This window comes from Butyricicoccus sp. AM78-15b2TA, assembly GCF_027665985.1.
GTDB lineage: Bacteria > Bacillota > Clostridia > Oscillospirales > Butyricicoccaceae > Agathobaculum > Agathobaculum butyriciproducens.
Genome location: NZ_JAQEHY010000003.1, coordinates 163,203 through 189,160 on the forward strand (window position 1 = coordinate 163,203; position 25,958 = coordinate 189,160).

Sequence of the window (25,958 nt, forward strand, 5' to 3'; positions counted from 1 at the left end):
ATTTCAGCCTCTACATTTATTTCAGTGCGATCTGCACCGGTTTGCGCTCTCGGAACACGGTAACGTGGGTAAAGCCTGCGTCGAGTGCATTCTTCACGCAGTCGTCTACGCCGCGTGCCACAGTGTCCAGCGTGTGCGAATCCGAGCCGATCGAGATGCGCTCGCCGCCCATGCGCTTGTATTCGTACAGAATATCCTGCGGTGGACCGACCTTTTTCTGCCAGCCCGCAATGCCGGCAGCATTCAGCTCAAGCGCATAGCCGTGGTCGATGCACGAGCGCAGCACCTGCTGGACGCGGTCCATATAATTGTCAAACGACGGGATATAGTCGCCGTGCTTCATCACACGCAGCGGATAGTCAATGTGCGCCAGCACATCAAAGCCGCCGTGCTCCTCGAGCAGCAGCAGCTGATCGAAATACTCGTGCAGGAACTTGTCGCAGTCCATATTGGGAAAGTCGTGAAAGTAGATATCCAGATCGTTCGGCATGGCATGCAGTGAGCCGATGACCATATCGAACGGATGCGTGCGGACAAAATCGTCCGCATCCGGTGTGGCATGCAGCTGACCGATCTCCATACCCGCCAGAACCTCAATACCGCCGTTCCCTGCCGGACGGCGCTTTTCCCATACCTCGCGCGCACAGGCTTCCGGATCACGGTTGTCGCGCGTGCCGCCCGAACGCAGAAAATCCAGATGATCGGTAATGCCGATGATATCCAGTCCGGCCTGCTCGCAGGCGTGAATTTTATCGTCGATGGACTGCGGATACTGGGCGTCAGCTGAATATCCGGTGTGCATATGCAGGTCTACCTGCATGGACGTTCCTCCTTATAGATAATTGAACACGGTCTGCACAAAGCAGGCGACGATCAGCAGAAACATGCCTGCATTCTGCAAAACGGCTTTGAGCGACGGCGCACAGGGTCCGTGCAGCCAGACCTGCTGTTTTCTGCCGCGAACGAGCAGGATCATGCCGATCACCAGCATTGCCATCCAGAACAGACCGAGCGCCGACTGCGCGGCTATGGTATCCGGCAACAGCATGGGCACCACCGAGCCGATGATGTTGAACAGCATGTGCAGCAGCACCGAGGTGCGCAGCAGTCCGGTGCGGTAGTACGCGTAGGACAGCAGCAGACCGAGCGCAAAGGCGTAGAAAAACTGCTCCAGATTGGCGTGATACAGGCCGAACAGCAGTGCAGAAATGAAGGCGCCCGGCTTCTGCCCGTACCGCGCAAGACGGCCGGCCAGCAGACCGCGGAACACCAGCTCCTCACACAGCGGACCGATGATGCAGGCACCAAGAACGATGGCCGCCATCGGCATCTGCGAAAAGCTCTCGTCCACCATGCCGACCGGATCACGTCCGGTCAGAGCGTAGACCATGTCGTTGATATTCGTGCCGATGAGCGAACCGAGCCACATCAGCGCACAGCCGATGACAAACCACCGGCCCATGCGCTTTGCGCCTGCCCGCTCCCTGCAGAACGGCATCGGCGGTGTTTTGCGCCATATACAGAACACGATCGGCAGCGAGACCGCATAATGTCCGACGAGCAGCAGCAGATAATACAGCGTTTCCGGTATGCGGAACGGCAGGATCCAGCCATCCAGCCAGTACAGGCCGAACTGCCAAAGGATCGACCACAGCATGATCGCCAGCACGGAAAATCCCAGCTTCGAGCAGTAGCGGCGCTCCTGCGGGATATCAATTTGATCCATAAAAGTTTCCTCTCCGGGCAAAAACAGAGGCGGAGCCTATGCTCCGCCCCCATATTTGTCTAATTGACGAAAGACTTACTGAGCCTTGGCCTCGTTTACCAGACGCTCGGTATCCTTGGCGATCATAAGCTCCTCGTTGGTCGGAATAACCAGAACGCGAACGCGTGCCCAGTCGATGGAGATATCCATCTGCTTGCCGCGGTACTTGTTCTTCTCCGGATCGATCTTGATGCCGAGGTACTCGAGGTGCTCGCAGACATCCCAGCGAACCGAACGGTCGTTCTCACCTACGCCTGCGGTGAAGATGATAGCGTCTACGCCGCCCATCTCAGCAACGTAGGAACCGATGATCTTCTTAACGGACAGGTTGAACATATCCTTCGCCAGAGCAGCACGCGCGTTGCCGTCAGCAACTGCAGCGTCCAGATCGCGGAAGTCGGAGGATACGCCGGAGATACCCAGCATACCGGACTTCTTGTTCAGGATATTGATGACCTCGTGTGCGTCCATGTGCTCGTGCTCAGCCAGGAACTCGATGATAGCCGGATCGATGTTGCCGGCACGGGTGCCCATCGGCAGACCGTCCAGCGGAGTGAAGCCCATGGAGGTATCGAAGCTCTTGCCGCCGTTGATTGCGCAGATAGAAGAACCATTGCCGAGGTGGCAGGTGATCAGGCGCAGCTCCTCGAGCGGACGGCCGAGCATCTCAGCAGCCTGCTGAGAAACGTACTTGTGGCTGGTGCCGTGGAAGCCGTAACGACGGATCTTGTACTTCTCGTAGTACTCGTACGGTACAGCGTACATGTAGTGGGACTGCGGCATGGTCTGGTGGAATGCAGTATCGAATACTGCAACCATCGGAACGTCCGGACCCATAACCTCGCGGCAAGCCTCGATGCCGGTCAGGTTAGGCGGATTGTGAAGCGGTGCCAGCGGTACGCAGTCCTCGATAGCCTTGATGACCTTCTCGGTGATGATAACGCTGTCCGAGAAGAACTCGCCGCCGTGTACAACGCGGTGACCTACTGCGTCGATCTCGCTCATGGAGGAGATTACACCCTTTTCCGGATCGAGCAGAATGTTGATAACAGACTGGATCGCTTCCTTGTGGGTGGGCATTGCGATGTCAAACTTGAACTTCTCATCGGACTTGTTGCCGGTGTGGGTCAGCACACCGTCGATGCCGATGCGCTCGCACAGGCCCTTCGCCATTACCTCGCCCGACTCGGTGTCGAGCAGCTGGTACTTCAGCGAAGAACTGCCAGCGTTGATTACCAATACTTTCATTTGTGAAAACTCCCTTATGCCGTATTTGGCGGCTTGCATAAAGCCGCGGAAGCCTATATAATAATGCTATATTTTTATTCTACACGATTCTTTGCAAATGTACAACCCCTTTTTCGAGGTTTTTACCTTGCAGACCGCTGTCATCTCGCTGAAAGGAGCACCGTCATGACCGTATGCGGCATCACCGCCGAGTATAATCCGTTTCACACAGGCCATCTGCACCATATTGCCGAAACCCGGCGCAGCCTCGGCGAAAACGCCGTGATCGTGTGCGTGATGAGCGGCAATTTCGTCCAGCGCGGCGATTTTGCCGTGCTGGATAAGTACGCGCGTGCCGAAATGGCCGTGCGCTGCGGCGCTGACCTCGTGGTTGAATTGCCGCTTGCGGCGGCGCTGTCCTCGGCGGAGGGCTTCGCCAAGGGTGCGGTGCAGACGCTGCACGCACTCGGGTGCGGCACGGTATCGTTCGGCGCGGAGACTGCGGATGCGGATTTGCTTTTACAGGCGGCAGAACTCCTGAACAGCCTGCCGATGGAGGGTGAATCCGGCTCTCCGCACCTGTCCTACGCCGCCAAACGGCAGGAGGAATTAGCGAAAGTTCACAAGCAGGCGGCAGCTCTTTTAGACAACCCAAACAACACGCTTGCCGTTGAATACTGCCGCTTTCTGCTCCCGCTCGGGATGCGCCCGCTTGCGGTGCTCCGGCAGGGCGCGGCCCACGATGCATACGCGCCGCACAGCGGCTTTGCCTCGGCGAGTCTGCTTCGAGCGCATTTGCGAAACGACGATTTTGCGTTCTGCGCACCGTTCCTGCCGCCTGCGGCTCGCGCCGTGTGGAAGAAGGCCGCAGATTGCGGTGAAGCGCCGGTCGCTCTGCCGGTGGACACACTGCTCGCGCTGCTGCGGACGGCACTCTATCAGGGCAGACTGCGGACCGGCTCGGCAGACGGCTTTGACGAGCGGCTGTGCAAGGCGGTCTATACGGCACATTCGTTCTCGGATGCTGTAGAAAAGGCTCGAACGCGACGGTTTCCGGCGGCTCGTGTGCGGCGAGCGCTCCTGCGGTCTGTGCTCGGTGTGGAGGCAGACGCACCCGTCTCCCCTGCTTATCTGCGCGTACTGGCACTCGGTGTGCGCGGACGTGCGGCGCTCAGGCAGGCTGCCCTGCCCGTTATCGTCAAGCCGGCAACGGAAAAACGGCTTTCCGACGCTCTGCAGCCCGCTTTGCGCCGCGACGCGTTTGCGGATGATCTGTTTGCGCTTGCACTTCCCGATCCCGAACGGAGAATCGGCGGCGGGCATTTCCGCAAAACGCCGTTCTGTCTGCGCTGAATTGACAATCCTCTCATTTTGCTTTACAATAAACTTTAGCGTTGTAAAGTGAAACGAGGGGATTTTATGATTGGTCTTGGAACCATTGTAAATGTTGGCACGGTGCTTATCGGCACTACTATCGGTATACTGTTAAAAAACGGTCTGCCGAAACGCTTTGAAAAAACGGTCATGCAGGGACTGGGACTAACCACCTGCTTTATCGGTATAGGCGGAACACTCAGCGAAGTATTGACCATACAGAATGGTGAAATCGGCACCCAGCATACCATGCTGCTTATACTCTGTCTGGCACTCGGCGCTGTCATCGGTGAAGCGCTGAATATCGAGCAGCGACTGGAGGATTTCGGTGCATTCTGTCAATCACACTTTGCTGCCAAAGGGGACAGCCGATTTGTTGAAGGCTTCGTTACCGCATCTCTTCTGTTTTGTGTCGGTGCAATGGCAATTGTCGGTGCATTAAACGATGGTCTGAATGGTGACCCAACCATGCTGATTGCCAAGGCTATTCTGGATGGTGTTGCCTCGATTCTCTTTGCCGCATCTCTCGGCAAGGGCGTATACCTGTCTATTGTGCCGATTTTCTTCTATCAAGGCGGCATTACATTGATGGCACGATTCATCCGTCCCTGGCTGACCGATGTCTTGATCGGTCAAATGTCGTGTGTCGGCTCCGTGCTGATTTTTGCCATTAGCTTGAATCTGATCTTCAACAGCAAGCTGCGTGTCGGCAATCTGCTGCCTGCGATCTTCCTGCCGGTGCTGTTTTTCTTTCTGGCACGGTTTTTCCCGGCTCTTGCCACCTTATAAAATCGACACCGTTTGACTTTCTTTTCGCCCTCCCGTATAATGGATATAACATTTAACGAAACGGAGCCGTAAACTATGCTCGCTTACACTTATCGAAAACAGGGTGAGTTTGCCCTGCAGAACAAGCCGGAACCCGTTCTCACGCATGCAGGAGACGCGGTAGTACGCGTTACCATGTCGAGCATCTGCACGAGCGATCTGCACATCAAGCACGGCTCGGTGCCGCGTGCCGTACCCGGTATTACAGTCGGCCATGAGATGGTCGGCGTAGTCGAGCAGGTCGGTTCGGCAGTCAAAACCGTCAAACCCGGCGACCGTGTAGCCGTCAACGTGGAGACGTTCTGCGGACACTGCTTTTTCTGTCAGCACGGCTTTGTCAACAACTGCACCGATCCCAACGGCGGCTGGGCACTCGGCTGCCGGATTGACGGTGGTCAGGCGGAGTACGTCCGCGTGCCGTATGCCGATCAGGGTCTGACCGTCATTCCTGATCGCGTTTCCGACCGGCAGGCGCTGTTTGCCGGTGATGTGCTCGCCACCGGCTACTGGGCCGCCAGGATTTCCGAGATCAGGCAGGGCGACACCGTGCTTATCCTCGGTGCCGGGCCGACCGGTATCTGCACCATGCTGTGCGCCATGCTGCATCACCCACACAGGATCATCATCTGCGACCCCGATCCGGCGCGGCTGCGCTTTGTGCGCGAGCGCTATCCCGATGTGCTCACCATCACGCCCGACCACGCGCAGGAGTTCGTGCAGCTGAACAGCCCGCACGGCGGCGCGGATGTGGTCTGCGAGGTGGCAGGCTCGAACGAAAGCTTCCGTCTTGCATGGGAGTGCGCCCGTCCGAACGCCGTTGTTACCGTTGTTGCACTGTATGACAAGCCGCAGGTGCTTCCCCTGCCCGATATGTACGGCAAAAACCTGATCTTCAAGACCGGCGGCGTGGATGGCTGCGACACCGCAGAAATCCTGCGGCTGATCGAGTGCGGTCAGCTGGATACCACACCGCTCATCACGCATATTTTCCCGCTGAATGAGATTGAAGCGGCGTACGATCTGTTTGAGAAGCGCCGCGACGGGGTCATGAAGGTGGCAATTACGCCGCCTGAAAAATAATTGAGGATTGAAAATGGAAAATGGAGAATGGGCCACATGGTTTACCATTCTCCATTCCGCACCAATACAGCAGAAAAGCCACCGTATCATCCGATACGGTGGCTTTTATAGCATTATTTTTAATCAACCAGCTTATCCAGCTCGGCAACATGATGCGTGCCGGTTGCAGTCTGGTGCTCCGCCTGCTTGGCATACATGCCGACTACCGCAGCGGATTTCTTGATGGACTGCATCGTGCCCGCACCGGCCACGCAGCCGCCCGGGCACGCCATGCCCTCGAGCAGATAGCCGTTGTACTTGCCGGCCTTGGCGGCCATCAGCAGCTTGCGGCAATCGCGCAGGCCCTCGGCGTTGGCGACCTTGATCTCGCGGTCCGGGTGTTTCTCGTTGATGACGTTGACAACCGCATTTGCTACACCGCCGGATACCGCAAAGTTACGGCCGTCCGTGGATGCATCGTTGATGCCGTGCGGGTCCTCCTTGAGATTTTCCACGTCGATATGGCGTGCGGCGAAAATACCGGCCATCTCCTCGAACGTCAGCACGAAATCGACCTCGCTTCGTACGTCCGAACGCATCGCCTCGAGCTTCTTTGCCGCGCACGGGCCGATAAACGCAACCTTTGCGCCCGGCTGATGGTGCTTGACCAGTCGAGCGGTCAGCGTCATCGGGGTGAGGGCCATCGAGATGCAATTGGCCTGTTCCGGGAACAGCTTCTTTGCCATCATCGACCACGCCGGACAGCAGGAAGTCGCCATGAACGGCAGCTTCTCCGGTACTTCCTCTACGAAGTCCTCGGCCTCCTGTGCGGCGCACAGGTCCGCGCCGATCGCGACCTCAATAATATCCGCAAAGCCGAGGCGCTTCATCGCGGCACGCAGCTTGCCCGGTGTCATCTTCGGGCCGAACTGGCCGACAAACGCCGGTGCGACAGCGGCGTAGACACGCTCGCCCGCCTGAATGGCGCGGATCATCTGGAAGATCTGCGACTTGTCTGCGATCGCGCCGAACGGGCAGTTTACAAGGCACTGGCCGCAGGAAACGCACTTCTCGTAATCAATATCGGCTCTGCCATTGCAGTCGCTGTGGATGGCATCCATGCCGCAGGCTGCCGCGCACGGGCGCTCCTGACGGATGATGGCGTGATACTGACAGACATCCATGCAGCGGCCGCACTTGATGCACTTCTCCTGATCGATAACAGAACGGCCGTTGAAGCGGTCGAGCGATACTGCGCCCTTGGGACATACCTCAACGCACGGATGCGCCATGCAGCCCTGACAGCCGTCCGTGACCATGACCTCGTTCTCCTTGCAGGCGTGGCACGCGAACTTGATCACGTTGATCAGCGGCGGCGTGTAGTAGGTCTCCTCTCGGGTGGCAGCCTCGATGTTGTCGGACAGCGGCGCATGCTCGGCAGCGCTGCGGCACGGCAGACCCATCGCCAGACGCAGACGTTCGCCTACGATAGCGCGCTCGAGGAAAATATCGTTGCGGATGTTGCCCACTTCGCCCGGCATGATGTCGAACGGCAGTGCTTCGATGCGGCGGTCGGTCGGCCACTCAGTATGGTACGCCATACGGGCAACCTCGGTGAAAATGCGGTGGCGGATCTCCTGAATACGGGTTTCTACACCTCTCATAGCCATAGTTTGTTTTATCCTCCTGAATTCCTTTGCGACCCGTTGAGCGGGTCGTCCCTTTGTCCTATCTTATGAGCGCTCCCGGCAGAGCGCATGTGCTCTTTTAACAGGATACCATAAACAGGGCTTTCTGCAAAGGGTATTTGTAGATTTTTTAACAATTACTTTGTTACAATTTTACCTGTGTTTTTTGGGCATTCTGTTGAAAAACAACGCGCAGACGGACAGGTGTCTTTCTATCCCTTGCAAAATCGAAGGTTTTACGCTTGACGAAAAGCGAGAGGTACGCTCTGCGGCGCGCGGGAACGGTGCCCGCCAACGCATTTATGTTATAATAAATTTATCCTCTCTGTCAGGATACGCGATCCGCAATCGTATTATAGGTGAAGCAACGTTGCTTTCCAAAGGAGCTGAAACCAATGAAACAATTTGACAGGGCAGACGCCGAACGTCTGGTGCAGACGTACTCCGACCTGATCCTGCGGCTGGCTTACACCTATTTGAAGTCAACCCACGATGCTGAGGACATCTGCCAGAATATCTTCCTCAAGCTGCTGACCGGCGGTCAAACCTTTGACAGTCCGGCGCACGAAAAAGCGTGGATCATCCGCGCGACCGCCAACGCCTGCAAGGACAGCCTGCGCGCCGCGCACCGGCGCAACGTCGGTCTGGAGGCCGCTGCCGCGACACCTGCGCCTGCCACACCGGATTCCGATGTGCTCGATGCGGTGATGGCACTGCCGCGCAAATACCGTGAAGCGGTCTATCTGCACTACTACGAGGGCTATTCCGTGCGTGAAATCGCATCTCTGCTCGGTCAGAGCGAGTCTGCCGTTTCCGCACACCTGAGCCGCGGGCGCAAAAGCCTGCGCACCACCTTGGGAGGGGATCTTTATGAACAGAAAGTATAACGATAACAAAATGTATAATTCCGCACTGGACGAGCTGCGCTTCTCTGACGAGGCGAAAAGCCGCATGGTCAATCGCCTGATGGCCGCCGCCGAGCAGCCGGAGCAGCCGGTTGCCATTCATCGTGTACGCCGTTTTCCGCGCATCGCGGCGGTCGGCGTGGCTGCCGCTCTGGTGCTGAGCATCGGTGCAGGCGCAACCGGCGTATTCAAGTCCGCGAGCGACGCATTTGCCGGCGTATTCGGTCCGACAGCAGACACCGAAATCATCGACCAGATTGGCCGCCCGATCGGCGCGAGCGATACCTCGAACGGCGTGACCGTCACCGCGGATGCGATTCTGTTCGATGGCTACAACTACCTTATCTCCTACACGCTCGAAAAGGAGGACGGTTCGGCGTTCGACTGCACGAAAAACCCGGATACCGGTCTGCTGAATGTGTACTGGAATCGTGCAGACAGCAATATCGGCCTGAATGCGCAAGGCGCAATCGGCAGTAGCTATTTCTATGACGAAAATCCGAATGATAATGCCATTCAGTATGTTGAAACCATGTCGTACACTGACGCAGTTACGACCGGTGGTACAGCAAAGATTATGCTCGGCGACCTGACAGCAGTAACTGATAACGGCGCTGAAACCAAAACCATCGCCGACGGTACCTGGCATCTCAAGTTCAAGCTGGAGGCCGATAACAGCGCGGTTGAACTGCCTGCCGGTCAGTCTATTCAAGTAGGTGGCAAAACCGCAACGATCAATAAAGTCCTGCTCTCGCCTATCGGCTATAACTTTGTCTACACGGTTGATGGCAAAGCACCGTTTGAGAATGCCGAAAGCGGTCAGGAACCCGCCAGCCACCGCGATACATGGGACGCATTTTCCGCAAAACTGCTTATCAATAAGAAGGACGGCACTGTAATCGACGTGCCAGGCAACGGCAGCAGCATGGACCTGCATGACGGCAAGACCGTCTGCACCCGCCAGGGCACGTTCGATACCATTCTCCCGCTTGATGAAGTGGCGTCCGTCACCATCGGTGATACTACGATTCCGGTAAAATAATCGGCGTAGTGCTTGCATTATCGCAAGATCGATGCTATACGATTAACAACGATGTGACACAGCCATGAGCTGCGAAAACCCCGGAGAGTGGTAGTCTCCGGGGTTTTCTCATGCCTAAACAAAAATGGAGAACGGAATGCTGCATAATCATTTTCCATTCTCCATTCTTCATTTTCATTAAATCGTCGTCAGCAGCTTTGCGAACTCCGCACGGGTGAACGTACCCTGCGGCTTGATCGTGCCGTCGCTGAAGCCCTGCACCAGACCCTTCTGCATACACAGCGCAACCGCATTTCGGCGGTCTGCCGAGATAGAGCCTGCATCCTTGACAGATACCAGCGTCTGTGCGGTTTCGGTATCACTCATGGCCGCTGTACCGTCCGCCTGCAGCAAATTTGCAAAAAGCTGCATCGCATCCTCGCGGGTCATAGCAGCCGTCGGCCGGAAGTTATCGCTCAGGCCCTCGAGCAGACCGTTTGCGTACACCGCGCTGACCGCATCCGAGTACCACTCGCCTGCGCGAACGCCTGCGGGCAGTGCGCCGCTGCCGGACAGACCGCGCTGACGCGCGATGGTCGTGCAGACCTCAGCCGCCGTGATCTTATCGTTCGGACGGAATTTACCGTTCGCGCCAGTCATCAGCTTGCGCTCGGTCACTGTATTGATATACTGCAGTGCCCAGCAGGTACTGCTCACATCGCTGTAACCGGTTGCAGCAGCCGAAACTTCGGGCGAATACGACGTCATCAACGCCTTATAGCATGCGCTGTTGCAGTTCAGCACACCGGAAAGCTGCTCAAACGTCAGCAGGTATTCCTCTGTGTATGCTCTGCGGGAAGCGCTCTCATATTCGTTGTAAAAATAGGTTACGCCTTTCGTGCTGACGCGCGGATAGCTGTACAGATAAATCGCATGATCGTCCGGCAGCAGCTGCTTGACCGTCTCGATGTAGTCACCGGTCAGCAGGTCGTTCAGTGTGTACTGTGTGCCGGTGTACAGATCAAATGCCAGACAGTTATTCCAGACCGATGAACCGGCGCCTTTGCCGCTCACGCAGTTGGCCCAGACAACGAGCACCGAGCCTTCCACGGACGCACCGTAGCTGCCCTCGAGCGCATCATACTCGGCGGTAACGGACGGTCCCTTGAGGAAGAACGAACGGATTTCGCTGTTGATGGTGCTCTGCACCTTTTTGTCGCTCAGACCGCTGATCTCCGGAAAATCGACATCCCATCCATGCTCCGTGCCGTCCTGCTGATAGCCCATGAACTTTTCGTAATGCACAGTCCTTGCGGTGATGCCGCCGCCAAGGTCGAACGACTTCGGCTGCTCGAACAGCGTTTTGCCGCTGCGCAGATCAATATACTTGCGGGTGTCGTCCTGCGTGACGCAGACCACGTTTTCGGTCAGAATGGTCGGGTTCTCCGCCTCTTTAACGGACGCTGCAAAGCCGCCGTTTTTGCGGAAGAAAATCAATGTGCCGTCTGCGGTGTTGTGCCACGACAGACCGTAGCGCAGCTCGGAGAAGCCGCTGATGTAGCTCAGCGTGCGGTAAGACAGGCTGCCGCCCGCATCCACCGCGGAAACCGAACCGTCCTCACTGCGGGCCGCGTACAGCCCCTCGCCCATGTAGGACAGATAGTAATACGTCGGCGCCGTCAGCAGCTTACCGGTGGTATCCATAATGCCCCAGCGGTTGATCTGACGAACCATGGCTTCGCCATCGTGAAACTCCGAAATGGTGTTGTACAGAAACTCGGTCAGCAGTTTGCCCTCCGAAAGCGAATACAGCGCCTGATTGGTGCCGTTGGTGACGACCACCGTGCTCTCGCCGTAAATCGCCATGTAGGAAGGCGTTACGTCGTTCGGCAGAGTGTACAGCACCGTGCCCTCGGTGTCGATTGCCTGATAATCGCCGTCCTGCGTCTGCACAAGCGTTCTGCCGTTTGAGAACGCGCCAGCCTTACGGTAGCTGCCCGAAAAGGCAGTCGAACCATCCTGCTTGACATAGGAATACAGACCGGTATCCGCATTTCTGCACAGCAGCAGTCCGTCCTCAAAGAAGCCAACCGCGCCCGGATATGAGCCAATGCGCTTGCCGTCAGTCGCATAATACACGCTGTGGTCAGTGTAACGATACGCAACTATCGTATCCGAAAAATCCACCGAAACCGGCGAATCCGTGTATGCAATGACGAGCTTTCCCGTGCGGTCGATCACCGCCGTCTGCCACTGCTCGTTTTCTACGGCAGCGAGTCCGCAGTCCGCGAAATCTCCTGCCTGTGCGTAGGCAAACGGAAGAACGGTCATGCCGTCCTCATCCAGATAGCCTGCGCGTGTCACGCCGTCAATGTCGGTGTACTCTGCCGGAAAAATGGTGCCGGCCGCAGCCGCACTCACCAGCATCACACACGCAACCGCCAGCGCGGAAAGTGTTTTTTTGAACATATGCTTCACCTGTATATTGTGTAAAGTTCTCTATCCTTGTTATTCTTATACAATATATATTATAAGCAATCACGCACTCTCATACAAGGTCAGGCGGCAAAGTGTAACAATGGTGAAACAACCCGCCGGAATGTTACGATTATGTTACATTCCCAGAATGCACATCAGTTGCCGATAATCGGTGTTGCGCTCTTGGCGATGGATACCTTTTCCACATACGGCACATGTGCGTAAACGTTGGCTGTGGTAGAGATGTCGGAATGCCCCAGCCAGTCCTGAATCTGCTTGAGCGAAAAGCCTTGCTGCAGCAGAATCGTTGCAACCGAATGCCGTAAATCATGAAACCGGATGCGCGGCAGGCACGCACGGCGGCACACCCGCTCGAACTCACGCGAAATGTAATCCGGCCGGAGCGGCGAACCATCTTCACGGCAGCAGACGTAATCGCTCTGGCAGTAGGCTTTGCCGTACTTTTTGCGGTTGGCGTTCTGTCTGCGGCGCAGATCGGTCAGATACCGCCGGAGCGAGTCGGACAGCGGCAGCGTCCGATAGCTTGATTTGGTCTTTACACTGTCCGCGTAGATCACACGTCCGGAGGACAGCACCGCCGTATGATTGATAATCATGCTCCGTGCCCGAAAATCCACGGCACACCAGCGCAGACCGGCGCACTCGCTGCGGCGCAGACCATAGGTTGCCGCCAGCACGAACGCCGCCTCTGCCGGCGACTGCAGCGCCGCTGCCAGAAAAATGTTGATCTGCGTCCGGTCGTACACCTGTCCTCGAAAGCGCGTCCGCTTGGGCAGCATGACATTATCCGACGGATTCGTCGGGATAATCTGCAGTGCTACCGCGTATTTCAGGCACTTATGCATAATGGAATGGAACTTGACGATCGAAGTCGGTGAAAGCCCCTGATCAAATTTCAGGTTGACAAAATCCTGAAAATCCATCGGCCGTGCCGTAGCAAGCGTTGTCCCTCGTGCGGTGAAAAACGGCTTGATATGCTTTTCAAATGCGTAGCGGTAGCCGTCCATCGTGTTTTCGCGCACCTGCGTTTTCATCTGGGTCAGCCAGCGGTCCATGAAGTCTGCAAACGGCGTTTTCGCTTCGGTCGAGTAGCGCAGCCGCATCAGGTCCTCCGGACGCATAATAAAGTGAATGTAGCCGTCCTCCTCGTAAATGCGTATGTTCTCCATTGAGAAGCCTCCTGTAAAAATAGTCATCCTGCAGTATTCGGCAGCACCGCACAATGAAAGCTGCGGTGCTGTCTTGTCCTGCATTTCCATATTTTACGAAAATTCGACCAAATTCGACAATATTCAATTTGCACAGAAAAGCAACAAAAAACCGCTCCGAATCTGCATTCAGAGCGGTTTTATCGGTTTTATGGCAATTAGATCGTGCGAACAGAGATCATGCCTTCGATCGCGCGCAGCTCGTCGAGGTTAGCCTCGGTCGGAGCCTCTGCGGTGTCGATGATGGTGTACGCATAGTCACCCTTGGAACGGTTGCCCATATTCTCGATGTTGCAGCGAACAACGGAGGTGATGGATGCGATCATGTTCGGGATGTTCTTGTGGATCATGCAGATGCGGTAGCCGCCTTCGTACGGAACCTTGAGGTTCGGGAAGTTGACAGAGTTGCGGATGGTGCCCTTCTCGAGGTACTCGGTGATCTCGTAAACGGCCATCTTGGCGCAGTTGTCCTCGCTCTCCGGCGTGGATGCACCCAGATGCGGGAGCGTGATGGCATTCTCCTGCTCAAGAATCTCGTCGGAAGCAAAGTCAGAAACGTAAGCTGCAACCTTGCCGCTCTCGAGTGCCTTCGCCATTGCCTTGGTGTCAACCAGCTCGCCGCGTGCGAGGTTGATAACGCGAACGCCGTCCTTCATCTTGCCGATGGCTTCCTCGCTGATGGTGTGCTTGGTATCCGGGGTCAGCGGAACGTGGATGGTGATATAATCGCAGTTTGCAAAAATCTCGTCCAGCTCGGTAACGTGCTTGACGGAGCGGGACAGCTTGAGTGCGCCGTCAACCGACAGGTACGGGTCATAGCCCCAGACCTCCATATCCAGGCCAACAGCTGCGTTTGCAACCTTAACGCCGATCGCACCCAGACCGATGATGCCCAGCTTCTTGCCGGCGATTTCCGGGCCTGCGTAGGTGGACTTGCCCTTCTCAGCAGCAGGACCGATGTCCGGCGTGCCCTTGAGGCCCTTAACCCAGTTTGCACCCTGTACCACCTTGCGGGAGGCCAGCAGCAGTGCGCAGATAGCCAGCTCCTTAACGGCGTTAGCGTTTGCACCCGGTGTGTTGAATACTACGATGCCTTCCTCGGAGCAGCGGTCGATCGGAATGTTGTTGACACCGGCGCCTGCACGCGCGATGCAGCGCAGGTTCTTCGGGAACTCGACGTCATGCAGCTTGGCAGAACGAACCAGAACGGCGTCATAATCGGTGAAATCCTCGGAGCAGGTGTACTTTGCCGGATCGAGATCGTCCAGACCTACCTTCGAGATCTTGTTGTAGAGTTTTACGTTATACATGGGATTATCCTCCAATGGAAAATGGAGAATTGAAAATGGAAAATGTCGCTATCCTTGCGCGATACCGCAATTTCCCATTCTCCATTATCAATTCTCAATTATTGTTACTTGTTTTCTTCAGCGAACTTCTTCATGAAGTCGATGAGCTTCTCAACGCCCTCGATCGGCATTGCGTTATAGATGGAAGCACGCATGCCGCCTACCGAACGGTGACCCTTCAGGTTGGACATGCCGGCTGCCATGGACTCCTTGGCAAACTTTGCGTCCAGCTCGTCGTTGCCAGTGCGGAAGGTCACGTTCATGCGGCTGCGGGAATCCTTTGCGGCTACAGTCTTGTAGAAATCCTGGGAATCGAGGTAATCATACAGCATGGAGGAACGCTTTTCAGCACGCTCCTGCATAGCCTTTACGCCGCCCATGTCTTCAACCCACTTGGCAACCAGACCGAGTACATAGATGCCGTACGTGGGAGGCGTGTTGTACATGGAATCCTTGTCAGCCATGGTCTTCCAGTCGAGCATAACCGGGTACTTCTCGAGCGGATAGTTGCCGAGCAGATCCTCGCGGACGATAACAACGGTAACACCGGCCGGGCCCATGTTCTTCTGTGCGCCGGCGTAGATAACGCCGTACTTGGAAACATCAACCGGCTTGGACAGAATGTTGGAGGACATATCCGCTACCAGCTCAACGCCTGCCGGGGTCTCGGGATCGTACTGATACTCGGTGCCGTAGATGGTGTTATTGGCGCAGATGTAGAAGTAGTCGGCATCCGGACGGATATCCAGCTCATCCTGCGTCGGAACGTGGTCGAAGTTGGTCTCCTTGGAGGAGAATGCAGCGTGCATGTCGCCGAACTTCTGTGCTTCCTTGTAAGCCTTGGAAGCGAAGCTGCCGGTCAGCGCGTAGTCAGCCTTGCCGGTCTTCAGCAGGTTCATCGGGATCGCTGCAAACTGGGTGGTAGCGCCGCCCTGCAGGAACAGAACCTTGTAGTTATCCGGAATGGAGAGTACGCGGCGCAGCGTAGCCTCGGTCTCCTTGATGATGCCGTCATATACCTTTGAACGGTGACTCATCTCCATGACTGACATACCGGAGCCCTGATAGTTCAGCATGTCGGCTGCACAGCGCTCAAGCACCGGAACCGGAAGCATGGAGGGACCTGCGGAAAAATTGTAGATACGATTGTCTGCCATAGTGAATAGCCTGCCTTTCAAATATAAGCGTAAAGACGTTCCCAGTTTACATATCACGGTCTGTCGCGGTGATATTACTTTTATGAATGGAACGTATTATTTATTATAATACAAAGCCCTGCCGTTGGCTACCGAAAAATGTCCCAAAAAATCCGCAATGAATAAACGAATGTCTGCACATTGTGGACAGTTCATGAAAATTAGTAATGCGTAATCAAAAATCAGTAATTTTTTGTGATAGGTAAATGCATACCTGTGAATCACGGCAATTCCTAATTCCTAATTCCTAATTATGTGTTATACTGTATTATAGCATAATAATGTAAGGAGCCAACTCAACTATGCACCACCGCCGACCGGCTGCGCCGCACAGCCACCGTCCCAATCACAGACAGATCAACCGCCTGATGCCGTTCACGACGGCGCCGCTGTTCCATGCTCTGCAGCTGCTCGAGACCGGCGACTCCGCGCGGTTTCACATGCCCGGGCACAAGGGTGAGCCGGTTTTCAACACCTATGCGGATATTTTTGCCATCGACTTTACCGAAACCTACGGCACCGGCAACCTGTACACCGGTGAAGGCCCTATCCGCGATGCGGAGGTTGCCGCCGCGCGGTATTTCGGCGCGGCGGACTGCTTTTTCCTGACCGGCGGCTCGACACAGGGCATTCTGGCCATGCTCGGCACAGCGGTCGGACGCGGCGGCGCTGTCCTGCTCGACCGCGAGGTACACAAGTCCGTCTGCTACGGCTGCGCGCTGCTCGGCATTACGCCGTATTTCTTTTCTGCACCGCTGATCGAGCCGTTCGCGGTTTCCGGTTCGCTTCCGGTCAAGGATGCGGAAGCACAGCTGATTGCACATCCGGAAATCAAGGCGATCCTGCTGACCTCTCCGACCTATTACGGCATCCGGCGGGCGATTCCCGAGTTTGCCGATCTGTGCCGCGCGCACGGCAAGCTGCTGCTCGTAGACGGTGCACACGGTGCACACTTCCCTGCCGTCGGCCTGCCGACACCGGTCGCGGAAGGTGCGGATATAGCCGTGCTCTCCATGCACAAAACGCTGCCGTGCATGGGACAGGGCGCCGTTCTGCTCTCCGCGGCAGGCGTGGACCGCCGCGCACTGCGCGAAAACACCATGCTGTTCGGCACATCCAGTCCGTCCTATCCCATTATGGCATCCATTGACCTTGCGCGTGCCTACACCGAGGGGCCCGGTCACGCGGAGTACCGCCGCTCGGCGGAAACCTGTGCCGAACTGCGTGCCTATGTGCAGCACCGGACCATGTTCACCGCACTGACCGAGGATCATTTTCCTGCGCTTGACCCATGCCGTCTGACGGTGTGCACCGCCGGAACCGACATCACCGGTCACCAGCTGGCCGATACGCTGTGGAGCGAATGCGGCGTGGCGTGCGAGATGGCGGATGACCGCAATGTTGTGTTCATCCTCACCGGCTCCGACCCGAACGGTGCGATCAGCCGTCTGAAACGCGGTCTGCGGCGCATTTCCAAACGGCGCGAGCTGATTCCCCTGCCGTCCCTGTCCGCACCGTTTCCGCCCGCCGAGCGCGTGATGAGCGTGCGCGACGCATGGTTCTCACAGACCGGCAGAGTGCAGCCTGCCGCTGCCGAGGGTCTGGTCTGTGCCCGTCCGGTCACGCCGTATCCGCCCGGTGTGCCGCTGCTCTGGCCCGGCGAGAAAATTACAGGAGCGCACATTGCACTTATCCGTGAAAGATGGTACAATATAATAGATGAAATAACCGTTGTTGTCCATCAATAACGCATCTCATCCAAGCAAACGATATGTTTCCGCGCAGCAATGCGAATAGGGGGTTACTATTATGAAAATGGTACTGGCTATCATCAATTACGATGATTCGCAGGATGTTATCTCCAGCCTGATGAAAGCAGGCTTCTCTATCACCAAGCTGGCGACCACCGGCGGCTTCCTCAAAGCAGGCAACGTCACGATCCTGATCGGTCTGGACGAAAGCAAGCTGGATGAGTGCTTTGACATCATCCGCGAGCACTCCTCCTCCCGCAAGCAGATCATGCCGGCAACCGCTGAGCTCGGCATGGGCTTTTTCCCGTCCACGCCGGTGCAGGTCGAGGTCGGCGGCGCAACCGTATTTGTACTCAACGTTGAGCGTTTTGAAAAGCTGTGATCTCATTTGACGCACTTGCGGGCAACAATGCGCTCAAAAACAGCCTGAAGCATGCGCTGAACGAGCGTTTTCCGCAGACCGTGCTGCTGTCCGGTGACGATCCGGCGGCGCTCAAAGCCCTTGCGAATGTGCTTGCAGCCGGTATTTTATGCGAAGGCGCGGGCAGTCATCCGTGCGGAAGCTGTCTGCCGTGCCGTAAGGTGGAGCAGGGTGTGCACCCGGATCTGATGATCGTGGACGAAGGAGAGGCCGAACTCAAGGTCGATCTAGCGCGTCAGATCAAGGCGGAAAACGCCATTATCCCGAACGACGGCGAACGCCGTGTGACAGTCATTCACCATGCGCAGAATCTCAACCCCATGGCGCAGAACGCGCTGCTCAAGGAGCTGGAGGAGCCGCCTGCGTATGCGTTCTTCATTCTGACCGCCGAGCAGCCGGATTCGCTGCTGCAGACCGTGCGCTCGCGCTGCACTAAATTTGCGCTCGAGCCGTCGCATGCGGCGGTATCGGACGAGGAGGCGGCAAGCCTGCTGGCACCCTATCTCTCTGCGGTTGCCGAACGGCGTGAGGACCGCATGATGCTCGGTGCAATGGGTCTGGAAAAGACGCCGCGCCGTGCACTGTTAGGCGTGCTCGGCATTCTGCAGGCCGCTGTCCGGGACGCGATTTTCGTCTCAAAGGCTCTGCCGCAAAAGCCGCTGCAGCCGGCACTCCGCAAGCAGACGCAGGCACTCGCCGGCGCCGTCAGTACGGAACGCCTGCTGGCGGTCTACGATTTTATTGATGTGCTGATCGACCGTGTGTCGCGCAACGCGGCATCCGCGGCTGTCACCTGCGCATTAACAAGCGATATCTACCGCATCTGTTACGCTTCCTAAGCGTTTCCATCATACAGGAGGAAAACTTTTTGACAACAATAATCGGAGTTCGTTTCAAATCGAACGGAAAAATGTATTATTTCGACCCGCAGGGTCTGGAAATCGCACCCGGTACGGGTGTGATCGTCGAGACGGCCCGCGGCGTGGAATACGGCGACTGCGTGCAGGGCAACACCGATGTGCCCGATCAGCAGGTCGTGCAGCCGCTCAAGCGCGTGGTCCGTGTGGCAACCGAGACCGATATGAAAACGCTCGAGCGCAACAAAAAGCGTGCCGACGAGGCGTTTATTATCTGCAAGCAGAAGATCGAGGACCGCGGTCTGGAAATGAACCTTGTCACCGCGGAATGCACCTTTGACATGAACAAGCTGCTGTTTTACTTCACCGCAGACGGCCGTGTGGACTTCCGCGAGCTAGTTAAGGACCTTGCGAGCGTGTTCCGCACCCGCATTGAGCTGCGCCAGATCGGCGTGCGCGATGAGGCGAAGATGATCGGCGGTCTGGGCTGCTGCGGCCGCGAGTTGTGCTGCAGCTCATATCTCGATGATTTCCATCCGGTCTCCATCAATATGGCAAAGGATCAGAACCTGTCGCTCAATCCGGCGAAGATTTCCGGTGTGTGCGGCCGTCTGATGTGCTGTCTCAAGTATGAGCACGAGGCCTACGCCGAGCTGCAGAAGGTCACGCCGCGTCAGGGCAGCGTAGTCGATACGCCGGAAGGCCGCGGCAAGGTAGTTTCCACCCAGATGCTGCGCGGCACCTGCAAGGTACAGCTGGACGACAGTCCGGAGCACTCGCTGACCGAGTTCCAGTGCACGCAGTGCTGCATGGTAAAGGGTGCGTGCCGCAACCGTCAGAATGCCGCCGCTATGGCCGAGGAACGCCGTAAGCGCGAGGAGCAGGAGGATGCTGCCGCTCCCGCACCCAAAAAGGATGCACCGAAAAAGAGCGAGGCTCCGCATCAGAAGCCGCAGCAGCCGCGTCCGCCGCGCAAGCTTGCCCCGCAGCAGACTGCCGCAGACGAACTGCCCGAAGAGGCTCAGAATGAGCTGTCTCCGGACGGTGAAGGTGCGCCGCGCCGTCGCCGCCGCAGAGGCGGAAGACGCCGCCGCAAGCCGAATGGCGAGAACGGTGCTCCGGAACAGAATTCCGGCGAAGAATGAGAAAAAGAGCGAAACCGCATGGTTTCGCTCTTTTTTGCGCAAATACAGCCGCTCCCCTGTCTGCAAGCTCAGTGAAGAAAATCGGCTTCAGTGAATCACGCTTTCTATCATTCTCCTGCTTATTTTGCCGTGGCAGCGTACTTATCAACCAGCGTCTGTGCCATTTCCATCGCCGTCTCGCCCTTATTCAGGCGCAGCGACAGATACGGTGTCGAACCGGCGTTGAGCAGCAGGCGGCCCTTGAATTCACTGTCACCGCAGAGCGCGGACAGGCGCGCGAAATCGGTCTCGGAAAAGGTGAGCAGCAGCCGTCCGTCCTGCTGCTTGATCTCCGCAATCCCCTGCTCGCTGGCCTTGGCACGCAGCAGCGCGATATCCAGCAGCGCGATGGCCTCCGCAGGCGGCTCACCGAAGCGGTCGATCAGCTCATCGAGCATATCACTGCGCTGCTCGTCCGTGCGGATGAGCGCGATACGGCGGTACAGATCGACACGCTGTCCCGCATCCGCAACATAATCAGCGGGAAGATTGGCAGAAATCAGCAGCTCGGCCGCACAATCAACACGCGGCTTGGGTGTTTCTCCCTTCTCCTCCTGCACAGCCTCTTCGAGCAGCTTGAGGTACAGATCATAGCCGACACTCATCATGTGGCCGGATTGCTCGGGACCGAGCACATTGCCTGCACCGCGAATTTCCAGATCACGCATGGCAATCTTGAAGCCCGAGCCGAACGCTGCAAACTCACGAATCGCACCGAGCCGCTTCTGCGCAATCTCGCTCAGCGCCTTGCCGTGCCGGTAGCACAAGTAGGCGTAGGCGTGGCGCGACGAGCGGCCTACACGGCCGCGAATCTGGTGCAGCTGCGCCAGACCCATATTGTCTGCGTTCTCAATGATAAGCGTATTCGCGTTCGGAATGTCAATGCCGGTTTCAATAATCGTGGTGCAGACCAGAATATCAATCTCGCCGTCCGCCATCTCGTTCATAACCTTTGCGATCTCTTTCTGACCCATTTTGCCGTGAACGATGCCGATTCGCGCATCCGGAAGCCGCTGCTGCCACATGCTCGCACATCGCTCGATGGACTCCACGCGGTTGTGCAGGTAGTACACCTGTCCGCCGCGTCCCAGCTCACGCCGGATGGCATCGAGCAGCACGCCGTCGTTCTGCTCAAGCACGAACGTCTGCACCGGATGACGGTTCTGCGGCGGCTCCTCGATGGAGGACATATCGCGGATACCGGACAGCGCCATGTTGAGCGTGCGCGGGATCGGCGTTGCCGACAGCGTGAGCACATCCACGTTTTTGCTCATTTCCTTAAGCGTTTCCTTGTGCCCGACGCCGAACCGCTGTTCCTCGTCCACGACGAGCAGACCGAGATCCTTGAACTTGATCTTCTTGTTGAACAGCTTGTGCGTGCCGATAACCAGATCGACCGAGCCCGCCTCCAGCTTTTTGAGCAGCGCAGTCTGCTCCGAGCCGGTCTTATAGCGCGTTAACAGCTCGATCGTGATCGGGTGACCCTGAAAACGCTGCATTGCGGTCAGGTAATGCTGGCGCGCGAGTACGGTCGTCGGTACGAGGATCGCCGCCTGCTTGCCCGCGAGAATGCACTTCATCACGGCACGCAGCGCGACCTCGGTCTTGCCAAAGCCGACATCACCGCACAGCAGGCGGTCCATCGGACGGTCGGACTGCATGTCATCCTTGATCTCGGCAATGCAGCGCAGCTGGTCGTCGGTCTCCTCGTAGGGGAAATCCTCCTCGAACTCGCGCTGCCACGCGTCATCCGGCGGGAAGGCGTAGCCCTTGACCTTGGCGCGCTCGGCATACAGCTTGATGAGACCCTCGGCCAGCTCCTTTGCCGCCGCTTTGGCGCGTGCTTTCGCCTTGCTCCAGTCCGCGCCGCCGAGCTTGTTCAGCCGCACGCGCTCGTTGTCGCCGCCGCCGATGTATTTGGAGATAAGATCGAGCGAGGTTGCCGGAACATACAGAAAATCCGTACCCGCAAACGCAATTTTGATGAAATCGCGCTCGGAACCGTCCACCGTCATGCGCTCCATGCCGATAAACCGACCGATACCGTGGTGCTCATGCACGACCAGATCACCCGGTGTCAGGTCGGTATACGACTTCACCTTATCACGGTTGGACTTCTTGACCTGCGTTTTCTTCCGCCGGGCAAGAACCTGTCCCTCGGTCATGACAACAAGACCGAGATCGGGATACTCAAAGCCGGCGGACAGCGTGCCCTCCATGATGTTGACACAGCCGCCCTTGGGCAGCAGATCGCTGATTTTTACGTTGAGACCGGTGTCGGTCAGCGCGTCCAGCATGTTCTGGCAGCGCAGCGCACTGCCGCACACGACCGCCACCGCGCGTCCCTGCTCGGTATAGCTGCGGATATCGGCAGACGCCATGTCGAGGTTGCCGCCGTAGGCGTTCATCTGGTTGGCGATAAAGTTTTCCAGATGCTGCGGTGTCAACTCGGCTACATTGTTGAGAAAGCTGTCCAGGCGCAAAATCTGGCGCTTCACGCCGCATACGCCGACAAAATCCAGCGCATATTCTCCCAGATTCGGCGGCATTTCGCCGCGCTCGAGCAGAGCAGTTACGTCGTCGGCTACACGCGCGTGGAAATCGCGCACCGCGTCGCGCAGACGGGGCGTGTCCTCGATGATGACGATGGCATTTTCGGGCAGATAGTCGAACGCGGTCGCCATTTCGGGATAAATGAGCGGCATATACTTGTCCGCTGCGGGCAGCGAACCGGTCTCGCGCAGACGTTCTGCGTCCCGTTCAAGGTTAGTCTGCAAATCCGCGTGCTGCTTCTTCCGGCGGGTCGAGGTGAGTGCCAGAACAGCCTTTGCCAGTCCTGCCGCACCGCCCTTCGCCAGTGCAGGAATGGATTCCATGCACGGCAGACAGCGCAGGCACTCGCACTGCTCCAACCGGCGCTGACTGCCGACGTCGAACGTGGAGATTGAGTCAATCTCATCGTCCCAGAATTCCACGCGGTACGGGTGCTCCGCCTGCGGCGGAAACACATCGAGGATGCCGCCGCGAATGGAAAACTGACCGGTGCCTTCGACCTGTACGCAGCGCTCGTAGCCTGCGCGCGTGAGCGACTGTGCCAGCTCATCCAGCGGCGCGGTTTCACCGGTGGCCAGCGACACGATTACCGCCTTGAGCGCCTCCGGCGGCATGGTGCGCTGGGCTGCCGCCTGCACGGACGCGACCGCAAAATGCGCTTCCGTCAGCTCGTCCAGTGCTGCCAGACGGCGCTGCTCGTAGCCGCGCGACACACCGACTACATCCGCCATCACCAGCTCACGAGAGGGCAGCTGCACAATGTCACGCTCGGAAAAACCGCGCAAATCAGCGGCAAATCGATTCGCAGTGTTGTCGTCGTCGGTCAAAACCAGTACCGGACGATCTGTATCCAGTCCTAACGCCGCCGCCAGATGCGCCTTGTGGATGGCTGATAAGCCCACCGCCAGCACCGGAGTTTTGCCCTCATCAACAGCTTGTTTTAACTGTTTGTATTCTTTTAGGAAAGTTATACTTTTTGTAATTTCATTCAAGAGGTTCACCTCCCTTTCATAATGGAAAATGAAGGAGTCCGCCTGTAAAGGCGGTTATTGAATCATCGCGCAAAGCGCGATACCAGCGCAGCGCGACTGAAGTCTGCGCAAGGATAGCGCTAATTCTCAATTCTCCATTATTCATTCTTAATTATTGAGACACCAAAAGGGCAGATTTCTCAATCTGCCCTAATGTTATGCGTATTTTTTGCGAAATATGCGTGTTAGTCTGCCTTGTGGCAGGTCTCGCAGTCTGCATCGCAGCCGAGAATCTCAGACGGATCCTTGCCCAGACGCTTGTAATAGTCGGAAATTGCAGAGCGCAGCGCTTCCTCTGCCAGCACGGAGCAGTGCATCTTTACCGGCGGCAGACCGTCCAGAGCCTCAGCAACGGCCTTGTTGGTCAGCTTGAGCGCTTCCTCCAGGCTCTTTCCCTTTACCATCTCGGTAGCCATCGAGCTGGTTGCGATTGCTGCACCGCAGCCGAAGGTCTTGAACTTAACATCCTCGATGATGCCGTCGTCCGACACCTTGAGGTAAATCTTCATAATATCGCCGCACTTTGCGTTGCCGACCTCGCCGACACCGTTTGCGTCCTCAATCTCGCCAACATTGCGCGGATGCGTAAAGTGGTCGAGCACCTTTTCACTGTACTGCATAAAATCTATCTCCTTTTTGTCCAATCAAATGAATATATTGCAGGAAAATCAATCGTAGGGCGCGACGACCCCGGCGCGCCGAGTCGTCGCGCCCTACGGGATACGTTTCCGCTTATCTTAATGTGCGTGCAGCTCGGTTGCAGCGGTCAGGTTAGGATGACCGTTCTCCCAAACCGGGCTCATCGAGCGCAGGGTCTTAACAACATCGGTGACCGTCTCGATGATATAATCAACGTCCTCCTCGGTGTTCTGCTCGCCAAGGGTCAGGCGCAGAGAGCCGTGCGCGATCTCGTGCGGCAGACCGATCGCCATCAGAACGTGAGACGGATCGAGCGAACCGGTGGAGCATGCCGAACCGGTGGAACCGCATACGCCTGCGTTATCCAGTCGCAGGATCAGACCCTCGCCCTCAATCGCCTCAAAGACGAACGAAGCGGTGCCCGGCAGACGGTTTACCGGATCGCCGGTATAGTGGGAGTACGGAATGTTTTCCATAATGCCCTTAACGAGCTTGTCCGTCAGCTTCTTGACGTAGCCCATCTTCTCATCCAGACCTTCAACGGCCTCCTTCATCGCTGCTGCCAGACCGATGCAGCCTGCGGTGTTCTCGGTGCCGGAAACCAGACCGCGCTCCTGACCGCCGCCGTATACCAGCGGCTCAAGGGTGATGCCCTTCTTCACATACAGCACGCCGGTGCCGCGCGGACCGCGGAACTTATGACCGGACAGGGACAGCATGTCGATGCCCATCTCCTGCACGTCGATGTGCATATGGCCGACAGCCTGAACCGCGTCGGTGTGGAACTTTGCGCCAACCGAATGCGCCAGCTCGGCAATCTGCTTGATCGGCTGAATCGTGCCGATCTCGTTGTTTGCCGCCATAACGGAAACCAGTGCGGTGTCCTCGGACAGTTCTGCTTTAAGCTGTTCAAGGTCTACACGGCCTTCCTTATCCACATTCAGATAGGTAACGCGGTAGCCTTCCTTCTCAAGCGCCTCACAGGTGTACAGCACTGCATGATGCTCGATCTTGGAGGTGATGATGTGCTTGCGGCCCTTGGAGGACGGACCGTGCATAAAGCCGCGAATCGCAAGGTTGTCCGCCTGCGAACCGCCGCCGGTGAATACGATCTCACCCGGTGCATAGTCGTTCTTCTCGTTTACCGGCTCTGCCGCGTTCAGGCACTTGCCGACAACGGTACGCGCATCGTTGAGCGCTTCCTTTGCCGCACGGCCGATGCGGTACAGCGAAGACGGGTTGCCGTAGTTCTCGGTCAGCCACGGCTTCATAGCGTTGAACGCAGTTTCGGACATCGGGGTCGTCGCCGCGTTATCCGCATATACGAATCTCTTTTCCATAGTATATCTGCCTTTCTTTGTCCAAAAAGGTTGTCTTAAACACAAGCTGAACAGGCGGTTTTC

General features: G+C 57.0%; 19 protein-coding genes and 1 pseudogene. 9 read left to right on the forward strand and 11 right to left on the reverse strand.

Annotation, left to right across the window (positions count from 1 at the left end; translation table 11 throughout):
- Positions 1 to 16 precede the first annotated feature (16 nt).
- From PGS25_RS04590 to PGS25_RS04600, 3 genes are all read right to left on the reverse strand, one after another.
- Entirely contained in the window at positions 17 to 820 is an 804-nt protein-coding gene (locus tag PGS25_RS04590) for a PHP domain-containing protein (protein WP_270417830.1), read from the reverse strand.
- A 12-nt stretch (positions 821 to 832) separates the two neighbouring features.
- Positions 833 to 1,726: a CPBP family intramembrane glutamic endopeptidase gene (locus tag PGS25_RS04595; protein WP_270417831.1), complete on the reverse strand. Its 894-nt coding sequence runs from the start codon at positions 1,724 to 1,726 to the stop codon at positions 833 to 835.
- Between the two features lie 75 nt (positions 1,727 to 1,801).
- Entirely contained in the window at positions 1,802 to 3,013 is a 1,212-nt protein-coding gene (locus tag PGS25_RS04600; protein ID WP_110435410.1) for an acetate/propionate family kinase, read from the reverse strand.
- Positions 3,014 to 3,178: 165 nt separating this feature from the next.
- Here PGS25_RS04600 and PGS25_RS04605 point away from each other — a divergent pair, with 165 nt between their 5' ends.
- The 3 genes from PGS25_RS04605 to PGS25_RS04615 all read left to right on the forward strand — a co-directional run bounded on the left by PGS25_RS04605 (position 3,179) and on the right by PGS25_RS04615 (position 6,274).
- Positions 3,179 to 4,345, forward strand: coding sequence for a tRNA(Met) cytidine acetate ligase (locus tag PGS25_RS04605; protein ID WP_270417832.1), 1,167 nt, complete (start codon positions 3,179 to 3,181; stop codon positions 4,343 to 4,345).
- A gap of 66 nt (positions 4,346 to 4,411) precedes the next feature.
- Positions 4,412 to 5,155 carry a DUF554 domain-containing protein gene (locus PGS25_RS04610; RefSeq protein ID WP_270417833.1) on the forward strand — a complete coding sequence of 248 codons (744 nt, stop codon included), beginning with the start codon at positions 4,412 to 4,414 and terminating at the stop codon, positions 5,153 to 5,155.
- A 75-nt stretch (positions 5,156 to 5,230) separates the two neighbouring features.
- Complete coding sequence (locus PGS25_RS04615) at positions 5,231 to 6,274, forward strand: alcohol dehydrogenase (RefSeq protein WP_270417834.1); 1,044 nt, start codon at positions 5,231 to 5,233, stop codon at positions 6,272 to 6,274.
- Positions 6,275 to 6,393: 119 nt separating this feature from the next.
- On the opposite strand, the gene PGS25_RS04620 is transcribed toward PGS25_RS04615, so the two are convergent.
- Complete coding sequence (locus tag PGS25_RS04620; protein WP_270417884.1) at positions 6,394 to 7,917, reverse strand: 4Fe-4S dicluster domain-containing protein; 1,524 nt, start codon at positions 7,915 to 7,917, stop codon at positions 6,394 to 6,396.
- 419 nt (positions 7,918 to 8,336) lie between these two features.
- Here PGS25_RS04620 and PGS25_RS04625 point away from each other — a divergent pair, with 419 nt between their 5' ends.
- Positions 8,337 to 8,828: an RNA polymerase sigma factor gene (locus tag PGS25_RS04625; protein WP_270417835.1), complete on the forward strand. Its 492-nt coding sequence runs from the start codon at positions 8,337 to 8,339 to the stop codon at positions 8,826 to 8,828.
- Entirely contained in the window at positions 8,812 to 9,888 is a 1,077-nt protein-coding gene (locus PGS25_RS04630) for a DUF4179 domain-containing protein (protein ID WP_270417836.1), read from the forward strand. Before PGS25_RS04625 ends, PGS25_RS04630 begins: the two co-directional genes overlap by 17 nt.
- Positions 9,889 to 10,065: 177 nt before the next feature.
- Here the strand turns inward: PGS25_RS04630 and PGS25_RS04635 are convergent, their stop codons facing one another.
- From PGS25_RS04635 to serC, 4 genes are all read right to left on the reverse strand, one after another.
- Positions 10,066 to 12,336, reverse strand: coding sequence for an S-layer homology domain-containing protein (locus PGS25_RS04635; protein WP_270417837.1), 2,271 nt, complete (start codon positions 12,334 to 12,336; stop codon positions 10,066 to 10,068).
- A gap of 164 nt (positions 12,337 to 12,500) precedes the next feature.
- Positions 12,501 to 13,535 (reverse strand): tyrosine-type recombinase/integrase, encoded by a 1,035-nt coding sequence (locus PGS25_RS04640; protein WP_158574617.1) that lies wholly within the window; start codon positions 13,533 to 13,535, stop codon positions 12,501 to 12,503.
- A 197-nt stretch (positions 13,536 to 13,732) separates the two neighbouring features.
- Complete coding sequence (locus PGS25_RS04645; protein WP_270417838.1) at positions 13,733 to 14,884, reverse strand: 3-phosphoglycerate dehydrogenase family protein; 1,152 nt, start codon at positions 14,882 to 14,884, stop codon at positions 13,733 to 13,735.
- Between the two features lie 104 nt (positions 14,885 to 14,988).
- Positions 14,989 to 16,080: a 3-phosphoserine/phosphohydroxythreonine transaminase gene (gene serC, locus PGS25_RS04650; protein ID WP_118728773.1), complete on the reverse strand. Its 1,092-nt coding sequence runs from the start codon at positions 16,078 to 16,080 to the stop codon at positions 14,989 to 14,991.
- 341 nt (positions 16,081 to 16,421) lie between these two features.
- Between serC and PGS25_RS04655 the strand changes: the two genes are divergently transcribed.
- The 4 genes and pseudogenes from PGS25_RS04655 to PGS25_RS04670 all read left to right on the forward strand — a co-directional run.
- Complete coding sequence (locus PGS25_RS04655; protein WP_270417839.1) at positions 16,422 to 17,867, forward strand: aminotransferase class I/II-fold pyridoxal phosphate-dependent enzyme; 1,446 nt, start codon at positions 16,422 to 16,424, stop codon at positions 17,865 to 17,867.
- 61 nt (positions 17,868 to 17,928) lie between these two features.
- On the forward strand, positions 17,929 to 18,252 hold the full coding sequence (locus tag PGS25_RS04660; protein ID WP_110435421.1) for a cyclic-di-AMP receptor: 324 nt from the start codon (positions 17,929 to 17,931) through the stop codon (positions 18,250 to 18,252).
- Positions 18,249 to 19,130: a hypothetical protein gene (locus PGS25_RS04665; RefSeq protein ID WP_270417840.1), complete on the forward strand. Its 882-nt coding sequence runs from the start codon at positions 18,249 to 18,251 to the stop codon at positions 19,128 to 19,130. Before PGS25_RS04660 ends, PGS25_RS04665 begins: the two co-directional genes overlap by 4 nt.
- A gap of 29 nt (positions 19,131 to 19,159) precedes the next feature.
- Positions 19,160 to 20,032, forward strand: a pseudogene (locus PGS25_RS04670) (PSP1 domain-containing protein); the annotation flags it as partial.
- Positions 20,033 to 20,412: 380 nt separating this feature from the next.
- On the opposite strand, the gene mfd reads toward PGS25_RS04670, so the two are convergent.
- The 3 genes from mfd to PGS25_RS04685 all read right to left on the reverse strand — a co-directional run bounded on the left by mfd (position 20,413) and on the right by PGS25_RS04685 (position 25,895).
- Positions 20,413 to 23,886, reverse strand: coding sequence for a transcription-repair coupling factor (gene mfd, locus PGS25_RS04675; RefSeq protein ID WP_270417842.1), 3,474 nt, complete (start codon positions 23,884 to 23,886; stop codon positions 20,413 to 20,415).
- A gap of 215 nt (positions 23,887 to 24,101) precedes the next feature.
- Positions 24,102 to 24,536: a Fe-S cluster assembly scaffold protein NifU gene (gene nifU / locus PGS25_RS04680; RefSeq protein WP_118477998.1), complete on the reverse strand. Its 435-nt coding sequence runs from the start codon at positions 24,534 to 24,536 to the stop codon at positions 24,102 to 24,104.
- 117 nt (positions 24,537 to 24,653) lie between these two features.
- Positions 24,654 to 25,895 (reverse strand): cysteine desulfurase family protein, encoded by a 1,242-nt coding sequence (locus PGS25_RS04685; RefSeq protein ID WP_110435446.1) that lies wholly within the window; start codon positions 25,893 to 25,895, stop codon positions 24,654 to 24,656.
- Positions 25,896 to 25,958 lie beyond the last annotated feature (63 nt).

Coding starts and splice junctions, on each gene's coding strand:
- PGS25_RS04660 (WP_110435421.1), top strand. CDS start 17,929: ATGAAAATGGTACTGGCTATCATCAATTACGATGATTCGCAGGATGTT.
- PGS25_RS04595 (WP_270417831.1), bottom strand. CDS start 1,726: ATGGATCAAATTGATATCCCGCAGGAGCGCCGCTACTGCTCGAAGCTG.
- PGS25_RS04590 (WP_270417830.1), bottom strand. CDS start 820: ATGCAGGTAGACCTGCATATGCACACCGGATATTCAGCTGACGCCCAG.
- PGS25_RS04615 (WP_270417834.1), top strand. CDS start 5,231: ATGCTCGCTTACACTTATCGAAAACAGGGTGAGTTTGCCCTGCAGAAC.
- PGS25_RS04635 (WP_270417837.1), bottom strand. CDS start 12,336: ATGTTCAAAAAAACACTTTCCGCGCTGGCGGTTGCGTGTGTGATGCTG.
- PGS25_RS04645 (WP_270417838.1), bottom strand. CDS start 14,884: ATGTATAACGTAAAACTCTACAACAAGATCTCGAAGGTAGGTCTGGAC.
- PGS25_RS04655 (WP_270417839.1), top strand. CDS start 16,422: ATGCACCACCGCCGACCGGCTGCGCCGCACAGCCACCGTCCCAATCAC.
- PGS25_RS04630 (WP_270417836.1), top strand. CDS start 8,812: ATGAACAGAAAGTATAACGATAACAAAATGTATAATTCCGCACTGGAC.
- PGS25_RS04610 (WP_270417833.1), top strand. CDS start 4,412: ATGATTGGTCTTGGAACCATTGTAAATGTTGGCACGGTGCTTATCGGC.
- PGS25_RS04620 (WP_270417884.1), bottom strand. CDS start 7,917: ATGAGAGGTGTAGAAACCCGTATTCAGGAGATCCGCCACCGCATTTTC.
- PGS25_RS04605 (WP_270417832.1), top strand. CDS start 3,179: ATGACCGTATGCGGCATCACCGCCGAGTATAATCCGTTTCACACAGGC.
- nifU (WP_118477998.1), bottom strand. CDS start 24,536: ATGCAGTACAGTGAAAAGGTGCTCGACCACTTTACGCATCCGCGCAAT.
- PGS25_RS04685 (WP_110435446.1), bottom strand. CDS start 25,895: ATGGAAAAGAGATTCGTATATGCGGATAACGCGGCGACGACCCCGATG.
- PGS25_RS04640 (WP_158574617.1), bottom strand. CDS start 13,535: ATGGAGAACATACGCATTTACGAGGAGGACGGCTACATTCACTTTATT.
- PGS25_RS04625 (WP_270417835.1), top strand. CDS start 8,337: ATGAAACAATTTGACAGGGCAGACGCCGAACGTCTGGTGCAGACGTAC.
- serC (WP_118728773.1), bottom strand. CDS start 16,080: ATGGCAGACAATCGTATCTACAATTTTTCCGCAGGTCCCTCCATGCTT.
- PGS25_RS04600 (WP_110435410.1), bottom strand. CDS start 3,013: ATGAAAGTATTGGTAATCAACGCTGGCAGTTCTTCGCTGAAGTACCAG.